This is a genomic window from Kribbella albertanoniae (genome assembly GCF_004348455.1).
GTDB classification, from domain to species: Bacteria; Actinomycetota; Actinomycetes; order Propionibacteriales; family Kribbellaceae; genus Kribbella; species Kribbella albertanoniae.
Map to the genome: position 1 here is coordinate 1 of NZ_SMKA01000294.1, position 11146 is coordinate 11146.

The window sequence follows — 11146 nt, forward strand, 5'->3', positions numbered from 1 at the left end:
GCGGGGGACTGCCAGGCGGCGTTGGAGTCGTAGATGTCGGTGCCGGGTGGGACGATTTCGTCGATGCGGTCGAGGGTGCTGTCGTCGAGGGTGAGGTCGGCGGCTTTGAGGAGGCCGTCGAGCTGCTCCATGGTGCGCGGGCCGTTGATGACTGCGGTGACGGCGGGGTGGGTGGTGACGAAGGCGAGGGCGAGTTCGGGGAGCGAGAGGCCGTTGTCCGCGGCAACCTCGATCAGTTGCTCGACGGCGTCGTACTTGGCGGCGTTCGCGGGCAGGGTCGGGTCGAAGCGGTGTGGGGCCAGGGCGGCGCGGCCGGTGGTCAGGTCGATCGGCTGGTCCTTGCGGAGCTTGCCGGTCAGGAAGCCCCAGGCGAGCGGGCTCCAGGTCAGTACGCCCATGCCGAGGCGGCGGGCGGTTGGCAGGACCGCGCGTTCGACGCCGCGGCTCAACATCGAGTACGGCGGTTGCTCGGTCCGGAACTTCCCGTACCCACGACGCTCCGACACGTGGTACGCCTCGACGATCTCCTCGGCCGGGAAGGTCGACGTACCGAAGGCTCGGATCTTGCCCTGGCTGACCAGGTCGGTGAGCGCCCAGAGCGTCTCCTCGAGGTCCGTCGTGTGGTCCGGCCGGTGGATCTGGTAAAGGTCGATCCAGTCGGTGTCGAGCCGGCGCAGGCTGTTCTCGACCTCCTGGATGATCCAGCGGCGCGAGTTGCCGCGCCGGTTGCGGGGGTTGTCGTCGTCCAGTGCGAAGTGCACCTTGGTCGCCAGTACGACGTCGTCGCGGCGGCCCTTCAGCGCCTTGCCGACGATCTCCTCGGACTCACCGGCGGAGTACATGTCCGCGGTGTCGACGAAGTTGATGCCCTGGTCCAGGGCGGCGTGGACGATCCGGATGCAGTCCTCGTGGTCGGGGTTTCCGACCGCTCCGAACATCATCGTCCCGAGAGCCTGGGTGCTGACCTCGATACCGGTCTTGCCAAGTGGTCGATAGCGCATGGGACGGAGGTTAAAAGCTAGAGTGTTGTCTAGGTCAAGTCGTCCGTAAGCTGGCAGCGTGGATTACAAAGAGCTGTGGGAACCCGAGCCAGGCTGGCTGAACACCGCTTCGTACGGACTGCCGCCGCGGCCGGCCTGGGAAGCGCTGCAGGCCGCGCTCGGGGATTGGTGGGTCGGCGCGACCAGCTGGGAGCCGTGGGACGAATCGACCACCCGCACCCGCGAGTCGTTCGCTCGGCTGCTCGGTGCCGACGCTGCGGATGTGTTCATTGGCAGCACGGTCTCGGCCGCGCTCGCGCCGGTTGCCGCTGCACTGCCCGAGGGCTCCAAAGTACTGACCGACGATGTCGAGTTCACCTCGAACGTCTTCCCCTGGAAGGTCCACGAGGATCGCGGGGTCGAGGTGATCGCCGTCCCGGGAGCCGAGCTGGTCGCCGCGATCCGGCCGGGGATCGACGTGGTCGCGGTCAGTGCGGTCCAGTCGTCGACCGGCGCCGTACTCGACCTCGCGGCAGTAGTTGCCGCTAGCAAGGAGATTGACGCGCTGGTGGTGATCGACGCCAGCCAGGGCATGGGTTGGCTGCCGCTCACCGTCGACGGGATCGACGCGCTCGTCGTGCACACCTACAAGTGGTTGATGTCGCCGCGTGGTGCCACGCTCGGTTACCTGTCGCGACGGTTGCAGGAGCGTTGCCGCCCAACGGCCGCCAATTGGTACGCCGGGGATGACGTGCACGGCTCGTACTACGGCGACCGGATGGTGCTGGCCGAAGGCGCGCGCAGGTTCGACCAGTCGCCGTCGTGGTTCTGCTTCGTCGGGGCCGCTCCGGCGCTCGAGTTGGTCGAGCAGATCGGCGTCGAAACGATCAACCAGCACAACCTCGCGCTGGCCAACGAGTTCCGCGACGGGCTCGGGCTGCCGCCGTCGAACTCGGCGATCGTGAGCACGAGCCTCCCGGGCGCAGACGCGGCCTTCAAGGCGGCCGGCATCCGGGCAGCGGTCCGCGACGGGAAGCTGCGGGCGTCGTTCCACATCTACTCCACGCGAGACGACGTACATCAGGCGTTGGCTGCTTTGAAGCCGTTGACCTAGAGCGAAGTCTAGGATTAGCCCTATGGGGCTGAGTATCGGGCAGGTTGCGGAGCGGACCGGGCTGAGTGTGCACGCGCTGCGGTTCTACGAGCGGGAAGGGCTGCTGGCCGATCCGGTACGGCGGGAGTCGAACGGGCGACGGGTGTACAGCGAGGACGACGTCGACTGGTTGGCGATGTGCATCAAGTTCCGCTCGTCGGGGATGCCGCTGGACACCATCCGCCGGTACACCGAGCTCGTCCGCCAAGGCTCTGGCAACGAACTGGACCGCCTGGACCTGCTCCGCAGTCACCAGGACTACATCACCGCGCAGCTCGAGGACCTGCAGGAGTCGCTGCGGGTCATCACCCACAAGGTGTCGATCTACGAGGAGCACGTCGCAGCGGGCACCGCGAGCTGCCTCTGGACAGACGCTAGCTCGACCGAAGGACCCGCAAGAGCGTCGTCGGCTTGAGTAACGACGTCGGCCCCGCAAGCAGGTTGACGACCTCCAGGAACTGGCGGCCCACCACGGCATCGGTAGCAGTTGCCCTGTTCAGCCGGCTCAGGTAGCGGACCAGCAGGCGGGCGCCCAGCGGCTGCTTGCCCGCGGTGGTGTCGAAGCGCAGGTCGTTGGAGGTCGACATGACCCAGGCGGTGTCGACGATCTTGGCCATGCCGGAGAAGTAGCGCCGGGTGATCTGGTCGCCGCCGTTCTCGAGGACCTCGGCCAGGTGCTCGGCGGCGAGGGCGGCGATCGTCATGCCCTGGCCGTACGCCGGGTTGAAGCAGACGAGCGCGTCACCGGCCGCGACGAATCCCTCGGGCAGGCGACTGGCCTTCTCGTACCGGCGCCGGACGCTGGGACCGATCCGGTAGCGGACCGGATCGGTCAGCGGCGCGGCCCGCGTGATCAGCCGATGCAGTTCCGGCCCGTCGAGCTGGGCCGCGAAGTCCTCGAAGGCTCCGGGCTCGGCCGGAGGCGCGTTGTCCTCCACCCCGAGCAGCGTCACCAGCCAGCGGTCGCCGTCGTTCGCGCCGGCTCCGCAGCCGACCGGGTTCTCCGGATAGTGGCCGGAGATCACGCCGAGGAAATCCGCATCGCCCTGCACCCGGCGGTACTCGCGTGACATATAGACGATTCCGGCCCGGACCTCGTCCACCGGAGCGGCGTCGTACCCGAGCTCGCGCAGCCAGGTCGGTCCGCGGTTGCTGCGCCCGGTCGCGTCGACCACGAGATCCGCGTCGAGACGCTCACCATTGGCCCGTACGCCGGTCAGTCTGCCGCCCTCTGCGATCAGCCCGTCAACCGTCGTACCGGCGCAGGTGACGATGTTCGGAACCTCGGTCACCTTCGCCCGCAGGACCGACTCGATCAGCGGCCGGCTGGCGAGCAGTCCGGTCAGATTCGACGGAGCGCGTTTGAGCAGGCGGCCCTCGTTGTACAAGAGGATGTCGTTGTGCTGGTCGTTCGTCACCGCACCCCGCCGGACCAGCTCGTCCCGGAACCCGGGCACCAGGCGCTCGATCGTCTGATGCCCGCGAGCCAGCAGTCCGTGCGCGTGCCGGCTCTGCGGAACGCCCTTGCGATGAACCGCCTCCAGCGGCAGCTCATCCCGGTCCAGGACGACAACCTCGTCGTACCAGCGGCTCAGCACCTTCGCCGTCAGCAGCCCTGCCATACTCCCGCCCGCGACCACAGCCCTCGTACCCATGCTTCAACGTTCGCGCGGAGGCCGATCGATTCCACGCGCCATCGGGCAAACCTCGGGGCACTAAGTGGCCCGTGGCGGGTGTTATTTGGCGCTTGCGGCGCCCAGGCACGCACCTCACGGCACCGGAGGAACAGCCACGATGGAAAAGCATCGAGGCCGCTCCTCCGGCACCGCGATGCACGCACCTGAACACCGCAATCACTCAAATAACCCCCACCACGGGCCACTCGGGTGGGGTTCATAGACAGCGTCTATCAGGTCATAGGCAGCATTGCTTTGACCCCGCTCCCTGGGCACGGGATGTTGTATACATGACGAGTGAGGTAGTGGCCGCTTCCTCCGTTCCGGCTCCTGGACGTGCTCAGCGCGTGCGGGAGATAGCGACTGAGTTGCGCGGGCTCCGCGGTGCCCTGATCCCGATACTCCATGCGGTCCAAGAAGAGCTCGGGTACGTCGACCAGCCCGACGTGCCGGTGATCGCCGACGTACTGAACCTGTCGGTGGCCGAGGTACACGGCGTGGTCACCTTCTACAAGGACTTCCGCCGTACGCCGGCTGGGCGAACCGTGGTCGCGATCTGCCAGGCGGAGGCCTGCCGATCGGTGGGGGCGGTCGAGCTGGCCGAGCATGCGAAGCGGACGGTCGGCTGCGGGTTCGGGGAGACGACCTATGACGGGCGGATCACGTTGGACGAGGTGTTCTGCTTCGGTAACTGTGCACTCGGGCCGGCGGTTCAGGTCGGTGAGCGGCTGCATGGTCGAGTGACGCCGGCGCGGCTTGACGCACTGTTGGGAGACGCGCGATGACCCGGGTTTTCGTGTCCCGGGACTCGGCTGCGCGTTCGGTCGGCTCGGATGAGGTGGCCGAGCGGATCGTGGCTGCCGCGAGCGGGCGAGCTGAGGGCGCGCCGGCCGTTGAGGTCGTGCGGAACGGGTCGCGCGGGATGTTGTGGCTCGAGCCGCTGGTCGAGGTGGAGACGCCTGACGGGCGGATCGGGTACGGGCCGGTCGCGCCGGAGGATGTCGACGGGCTGGTGGCCGCCGGGATGCTCGACGGTGCGCGGGGGTTGGCGGCATGCCTCGGAAACGTAGAACAGCTGCCGTGGATGCGGCAGCAGCAGCGGCTCACGTTCGGCCGGGTCGGCGTGACCGATCCACTCTCCGTCGACGACTACACGTCGTACGGCGGTATCCGGGGGCTGCGCCAGGCGTTGGCGATGACCCCGGCCGAGGTCGTGGAGACCGTGGTCGAGTCCGGTCTCCGCGGCCGCGGAGGGGCCGGCTTCCCGACCGGTATCAAGTGGCGGACTGTTCTTGGTGCTCAGTCCGACCTGAAGTTCGTGTGCTGCAACGCGGACGAGGGCGACTCGGGGACCTTCGCGGACCGGATGCTGATCGAGGGTGACCCGTTCACGCTGATCGAGGGAATGACCATCGCGGCGTACGCCGTGGGGGCGTCGGAAGGCTATGTCTACCTGCGCTCCGAATACCCGGATGCGGTGGCGACGCTCAGGGCCGCGATCGAGCTCGCCCGGACCGAGGGGTGGCTGGGGGCCGATGTTCTCGGCTCCGGGTTCGAGTTCGATCTGCACGTCCGGGTCGGTGCCGGTGCGTACATCTGCGGTGAAGAGACCTCGATGCTGGAGAGCCTCGAGGGTAAGCGCGGGCAGGTGCGTGCGAAGCCCCCGATCCCTGCCCTGGAAGGACTTTTCGGGCTGCCGACCGTGGTTAACAACGTGTTGTCGTTGGCAACAGTCCCGACGATTCTGGCTGACGGCGCGGCGACCTACGCGGCGTACGGGGTTGGGCGGTCGCTCGGCACCAGCGTGTTCCAGCTCGGTGGCAACGTGGCTCGCGGCGGCATCGTCGAGACGGCCTTCGGGATCACGCTCGGCGAGCTGGTGAACGAGTTCGGCGGCGGTACGTCGTCCGGTCGCCCGATCCGCGCCGTACAGGTCGGTGGGCCGTTGGGTGCGTATCTGCCGGTCTCGCAGTTCGACCTGCCGATGGATTACGAGGCGTTCGCGGCGGCCGGGGCGATGGTCGGGCATGGCGGGATCGTGGTCTTCGACGAGACCGTGGACATGGCAGCGATGGCCCGGTTCGCCTTCGAGTTCTGTGCCGCCGAGTCCTGCGGCAAGTGCACGCCGTGCCGGGTCGGCGCGGTCCGCGGTGTGGAGACGATCGACCGAATCGTTGCCAATGACAACCGTGAGAAGAACCTCGTCGTACTCGATGACCTGTGCGACCTGATGACCGACGGCTCGCTCTGCGCGATGGGTGGGCTCACGCCGCTGCCGGTGCGCAGCGCCGTCCGCCACTTCGGAAAGGACTTCGGGGCATGAGCTTGTTGAAGGAACCTGATTTCGGTACGCCGGCTCGGCCGGGCGAGGCGACTGTGGAGCTGCTGGTGGACGGGGTGGCCGTTCAGGTGGCACCCGGTACGTCGGTGATGCGGGCGGCCAAGGAAGCTGGGATCGACGTACCGAAGTTGTGCGCGACGGACAATCTGGAGGCCTTCGGGTCCTGCCGGTTGTGTGTGGTGGAGATCGATGGCATGCGCGGTACGCCGGCCTCCTGTACGACGCCGGTCGCGCCGGGCATGGTGGTACGTACGCAGAACGAGAAGCTCGGCAAGCTGCGACGCGGGGTGATGGAGCTCTACATCTCCGACCACCCGCTGGACTGTTTGACGTGCTCGGCCAACGGTGACTGCGAGCTGCAGGACATGGCCGGGGTCACCGGTCTGCGCGAAGTCCGCTACGGATCTGGGGTCGACGCGGGCGCGAACCACATGGACCTGCCGACGGATTCTTCCAACCCGTACTTCGATTTCGAGGCGTCGAAGTGTATTGCGTGCTCACGGTGTGTGCGGGCGTGTGACGAGGTCCAGGGCACGCTGGCGTTGACGATCGAGGGTCGTGGATTCGACTCGAAGGTCGCGGCCGGGGCCGGTGGATCGTTCTTCGAATCCGACTGCGTGTCGTGTGGCGCTTGCGTGCAGGCCTGCCCGACGGCGACGCTGCAGGAGAAGACGGTGATCGAGCTGGGGATGCCGACCCGGTCCGTGATCACGACGTGCGCGTACTGCGGGGTCGGGTGCTCGTTCAAGGCCGAGCTGCGCGGTGACGAGCTGGTGCGGATGGTGCCGTACAAGAACGGTGGTGCCAACGAGGGGCACTCGTGTGTGAAGGGACGGTTCGCCTTCGGGTACGCGAGTCACCCGGACCGGGTGCTGGAGCCGATGGTCCGGGACTCGATCGCGGACGAGTGGCGGAAGGTTTCGTGGGAAGAGGCGATCGGGTTTACCGCACGGCGGTTGCGGGAGATTCAGGCGCAGTACGGGCAGGGCTCGATCGGTGCGATCACCTCGTCGCGGACGACGAACGAAGAGGTGTACGTCGTCCAGAAAATGGTCCGCGCGGTGTTCGGGAACAACAACGTGGACACGTGTGCGCGCGTTTGCCACTCGCCGACGGGGTACGGTCTGAAGCAGACCTTCGGCGAGTCGGCCGGTACGCAGGACTTCAAGTCGGTCGACGAGGCCGACGTGATCCTGGTGATCGGGGCGAACCCGACGGACGCGCACCCGGTGTTCGCGTCGCGGATGAAGCGGCGGATCCGTCAGGGCGCTCGGTTGATTGTGATGGATCCGCGGAAGACGGATCTGGTCCGGTCGCCGCATATCGAGGCTGCGCATCACCTGGCGCTTGCCCCCGGCACCAATGTCGCGATGATCAACGCGATCGCGCATGTGGTGGTGACCGAGGGGTTGGTCGACAGGGCGTTCGTTGCTTCTCGGTGTGAGGATTTCGAGGCGTGGGAGACGTTCATCGCCGACCCCGCGCACAGCCCCGAAGCGGTTGCCGACACTACCGGCGTACCGCCTGAGGAGGTGCGGGCGGCGGCTCGGTTGTATGCGACCGGTGGGAACGGCGCGATCTACTACGGTCTCGGCGTCACCGAGCACAGCCAGGGCTCCACGATGGTGATGGGGATGGCCAACCTCGCGATGGCGACCGGCAACATCGGCCGGCGCGGGGTCGGCGTGAACCCGTTGCGTGGGCAGAACAACGTGCAGGGTTCGTGTGACATGGGCTCGTTCCCGCACGAGCTGCCGGGCTACCGGCATGTGTCGGACGACGGCGTACGGGAGGTGTACGAGAAGCTCTGGGGTACGCCGTTGCTGAACGAACCGGGGCTGCGGATCCCGAACATGTTCGACTCGGCGATCGACGGATCGTTCAAGGCGTTGTTCGTGCAGGGCGAGGACATCGCGCAGTCGGATCCGAACACGCAGCACGTGTTTGCCGCGCTCGGTGCTTTGGATCTGCTGGTCGTGCAGGACCTGTTCGTCAACGAGACAGCCAAATTTGCGCATGTGCTTTTGCCAGGTACATCCTTCCTGGAGAAGGACGGGACCTTCACGAACGCCGAGCGGCGGATCAACCGGGTGCGTCCGGTGATGGCGCCGCAGACCGGGAAGCAGGAGTGGGAGATCGTCTGCGAGATCTCCCAGGCGATGGGCTACCCGATGCACTACAACTCGTCGGCCGAGATCATGGCGGAGATCGCGTTGACCACGCCGACGTTCATGGGGGTTTCGTTCGAGCGGCTGGATCAGGTCGGGTCGATTCAGTGGCCGTGCAACCTCGAGCACCCGGACGGTACGCCGATCATGCATGAGGAGGAGTTCACGCGCGGGAAGGGGCGGTTCATGGAGACCGTCTACGTGCCGACGTCGGAGCGGTCGACGCGGAAGTACCCGCTGATTCTGACGACCGGACGGATCCTGTCGCAGTACAACGTCGGGGCGCAGACCCGCCGTACGGCGAACGTCGCGTGGCACCCGGAGGACATCCTCGAACTGCATCCGCATGATGCTGAGGTTCGGGGTATCGAGAACAACGACACGGTCGCGTTGTGCAGCCGGGTCGGCCGAACCACCTTGCGGGCAAGGCTTTCCGACCGGATGCCGGTGGGGGTTTGCTACACGACTTTCCATCATCCGGTCACGGGGGCGAACGTGATCACGACGGACAACTCCGACTGGGCGACGAACTGTCCGGAGTACAAGGTGACGGCGGTGCAGGTGGACCTGCTGCCCACTTCGGTTGCCGAGGCTCGCGAGCCAGCTGTCGTCGGTGATGTGAGATGAGCCGCGCGACTGTGCCGCCGTACGTACGATTGGCGAATGAGATCGCTGCTCAGTTCGCGCACCGGCCGGCGGCCGATGCAGCCACGGCCATTGCCAATCACATGCGGATCGCTTGGGATCCCCGGATGAAGCAGGCCCTGATCGCTCACGTCGAGGCCGGCGCCGAGGACCTCGACCCCGCTGCCGCCCTCGCTGCCCAGCAACTCCAGGCAGCCGCGAAGTGACCCAGCCCAACGACCTCCCACGACACGAGCACGTGTCATGGGATTCGGCCCGGCGGATCGCTCACCTCGTCGGTCGCCCGCAGCCCGCCGTCTCCCGCGCACTCGCGGACGCCGCGGGCTGCGTGCTCGCGAGCCCGTTGGTGTCGCCTGCTGCGGTTCCACCGGTCGATCGGTCAGCGATGGACGGGTACGCCGTTCGCGGGGCTGGGCCGTGGCACGTCGTCGGGCATGTGGCGGTCAACCGTGTCGCGTCGGTCGAGTTGGCGGACGGGCAGGCGTGCAGCATCACCACGGGCGCCGCCGTACCGGCAGGTGCGACGAGCGTCGTACGGGATGAAGACATTGAGCTGGACGGTTCGTGGGTCCGCGGACCGGCCGAGCCCGGCAAACACATCCGCCGAGCCGGCGAGGAATGCCAGGCTGGTGAGGTGGTTCTGCCCGTAGGCATCGTCGTCGACGGGCCGGTACTCGGCCTGGCAGCGTCCCTGGGCCTCAACCGCCTGACCGTCATCCCCCAACCAGTAGTAGCCGCCCTCATCACCGGCGACGAACTAGTCCACCAAGGCGCCTCAGGCCCAGGCCGAGTCCGCGACGCCATCGGCCCCATGCTGCCTGAGCTGATCACTCGCGCCGGCGCACGACTCGGCCCGATCCGGCATCTCCCGGACTCCCGAGTTGCTTTGGCCGAGGCGCTGAGTAGTGCCGCCGACCTGATTCTTGTGTCGGGGTCTTCGGCGGGTGGGCCTGCCGATCACCTGCGGGCTGTGTTGGCTGACCTTGGTGCTGAGTTGGTGGTGGATGGGGTGGATTGCCGGCCGGGGCATCCGCAGGCGTTGGCGCGGTTGGCTGATGGGCGGCTGGTGATCGGGTTGCCGGGGAATCCGTTTGCGGCGTTGAGTGCGTTTCTGACTTTGGGGATGGCGGCGATCAGCCGGATGCGTGGCTTGCCGTTGCAGGAGTTACCGATTGCGTCGATCGCGGGTGGAGTCGCCTGTCATCCGCACAGCACGCGGCTGGTACCAGTGCGGGTGACGGGACAGGGCGCCGTACCGGTGGGCCATGGTGGGTCGGCGATGTTGCGGGGTGCTGCTGGGGCGGATGCGTTGGCCGTGGTGGATCCTGGGCCGGCTGAGGCGATCGCGGCGAGGTTATTACCGCTGGGGACGCGTCCATGGGGCGGCTGATCGCGCGACGACCGGTGATCCGGATGGGACCGGACGGCGAGCGCAGCCGACCCGACTCACTCGCCGTCGAGGAACCACTCGAACTCCGCGTCGACGGCAAACCGCTCGCCGTCACGATGCGCACGCCCGGCCACGATGTCGAGCTCGCGCACGGCTTCCTGCACACCGAAGGCGTGATCGGCAGCGTCGACGACATCCGCGCTGCCCGCTACTGCGATTCGCTCGACGACGAAGGCCGCAACACGTACAACGTACTCGACGTCAGCCTGGCTCCCGGCGTACCGCCGCCTGTCACCGGGGTCGAGCGGAACTTCTACACCACCTCGTCCTGTGGCGTCTGCGGGAAGGCATCACTCGACGCAGTTCGCTTGAAAACAAGGCATTCCCCGGCCGACGACGACGTCAAGATCCGGTACGACGTCCTCGCCGAACTGCCCGACGTACTCCGAACCCGCCAACAGGTCTTCGACCGTACCGGCGGCCTGCACGCAGCCGGCCTCTTCACCCCGACCGGCGACCTGCTCGTAGTCCGCGAAGACGTCGGCCGCCACAACGCGGTCGACAAAGTCATCGGCTGGGCCCTCCTGGACCACCGAATCCCAGCCCGCGGCCTCATCCTGATCGTCTCCGGCCGAGCCTCCTTCGAACTAGCCCAAAAAGCAGTAATGGCCGGCATCCCAGTCCTAGGCGCCGTCTCGGCCCCCAGCTCCCTAGCCGTAGACCTGGCCGCCGAATCCGGCCTCACCCTCGCCGGCTTCATCCGCAACGGCTCCCTCAACGCCTACACCCACCC

10 protein-coding genes are annotated in these 11146 nt (G+C 67.2%); 8 read left to right on the forward strand and 2 right to left on the reverse strand.

The window, feature by feature from the left end; translation table 11 throughout:
* The coding region (locus E1261_RS38160; protein ID WP_132414623.1) for an aldo/keto reductase at positions 1–1001 on the reverse strand (1001 nt) is incomplete at its 3' end.
* Between the two features lie 58 nt (positions 1002–1059).
* Here E1261_RS38160 and E1261_RS38165 point away from each other — a divergent pair.
* Both E1261_RS38165 and E1261_RS38170 read left to right on the forward strand, forming a co-directional pair.
* The gene (locus tag E1261_RS38165; RefSeq protein ID WP_132414624.1) at positions 1060–2094 is read left to right on the forward strand and encodes an aminotransferase class V-fold PLP-dependent enzyme; all 1035 of its coding nucleotides are present in this window, start codon (positions 1060–1062) and stop codon (positions 2092–2094) included.
* Positions 2095–2116: 22 nt separating this feature from the next.
* Positions 2117–2548: a MerR family transcriptional regulator gene (locus E1261_RS38170; protein ID WP_132414625.1), complete on the forward strand. Its 432-nt coding sequence runs from the start codon at positions 2117–2119 to the stop codon at positions 2546–2548.
* Here E1261_RS38170 and E1261_RS38175 read toward each other — a convergent pair.
* Positions 2508–3788, reverse strand: a complete 1281-nt coding sequence (locus E1261_RS38175; protein ID WP_132414626.1) for an FAD-dependent oxidoreductase — start codon at positions 3786–3788, stop codon at positions 2508–2510. The two genes, E1261_RS38170 and E1261_RS38175, sit on opposite strands and share 41 nt — an antisense overlap.
* Before the next feature lie 311 nt (positions 3789–4099).
* Between E1261_RS38175 and E1261_RS38180 the strand changes: the two genes are divergently transcribed.
* The 6 genes from E1261_RS38180 to fdhD form a co-directional block, all read left to right on the forward strand.
* Positions 4100–4594, forward strand: coding sequence for an NAD(P)H-dependent oxidoreductase subunit E (locus tag E1261_RS38180; protein WP_132414627.1), 495 nt, complete (start codon positions 4100–4102; stop codon positions 4592–4594).
* The gene (locus E1261_RS38185; RefSeq protein WP_132414628.1) at positions 4591–6132 is read left to right on the forward strand and encodes a formate dehydrogenase beta subunit; all 1542 of its coding nucleotides are present in this window, start codon (positions 4591–4593) and stop codon (positions 6130–6132) included. The genes E1261_RS38180 and E1261_RS38185 overlap by 4 nt, the downstream gene beginning before the upstream one ends.
* Positions 6129–8945: a formate dehydrogenase subunit alpha gene (fdhF, locus tag E1261_RS38190; RefSeq protein ID WP_132414629.1), complete on the forward strand. Its 2817-nt coding sequence runs from the start codon at positions 6129–6131 to the stop codon at positions 8943–8945. The genes E1261_RS38185 and fdhF overlap by 4 nt, the downstream gene beginning before the upstream one ends.
* Positions 8942–9169: a formate dehydrogenase subunit delta gene (locus tag E1261_RS38195; protein WP_132414630.1), complete on the forward strand. Its 228-nt coding sequence runs from the start codon at positions 8942–8944 to the stop codon at positions 9167–9169. Before fdhF ends, E1261_RS38195 begins: the two co-directional genes overlap by 4 nt.
* The gene (locus E1261_RS38200) at positions 9166–10353 is read left to right on the forward strand and encodes a molybdopterin molybdotransferase MoeA (protein ID WP_132414631.1); all 1188 of its coding nucleotides are present in this window, start codon (positions 9166–9168) and stop codon (positions 10351–10353) included. Before E1261_RS38195 ends, E1261_RS38200 begins: the two co-directional genes overlap by 4 nt.
* On the forward strand, positions 10341–11146 hold an 806-nt coding region (gene fdhD / locus E1261_RS38205; protein WP_132414632.1), incomplete at its 3' end, for a formate dehydrogenase accessory sulfurtransferase FdhD. The genes E1261_RS38200 and fdhD, both read left to right, overlap by 13 nt.